Origin of the sequence: Solihabitans fulvus, from assembly GCF_008386585.1 — a bacterium.
Taxonomy (GTDB): domain Bacteria; phylum Actinomycetota; class Actinomycetes; order Mycobacteriales; family Pseudonocardiaceae; genus Solihabitans; species Solihabitans fulvus.
Genome location: NZ_VUOB01000161.1, coordinates 1 through 254 on the forward strand (window position 1 = coordinate 1; position 254 = coordinate 254).

Sequence of the window (254 nt, forward strand, 5' to 3'; positions counted from 1 at the left end):
TCGACCAGATGTCCGGCGGGCGCGTCGAGTTCGGCTTCGGCGCGGGCTGGTACGAGGAGGAGCACTCCGCGTACGGCATCCCGTTCCCGGCACTCGGCGAGCGGTTCGAACGCTACGGCGAGCAGCTGGAGATCATCACCGGCCTGTGGGCGACACCCGAGGGCGGCACGTTCTCCTTTGCCGGCAAGCACTATCGGCTCGCCGACTCGCCCGCCCTGTCCAAGCCAGCGCAGCGTCCCCGACCGCCGGTGCTG

1 protein-coding gene is annotated in these 254 nt (G+C 70.5%); it reads left to right on the forward strand.

Annotation, left to right across the window (positions count from 1 at the left end; translation table 11 throughout):
• Positions 1-254, forward strand: a 254-nt coding sequence (locus tag F0L68_RS41030; protein ID WP_149855325.1) for an LLM class flavin-dependent oxidoreductase, incomplete at both ends; no start/stop codon positions are given.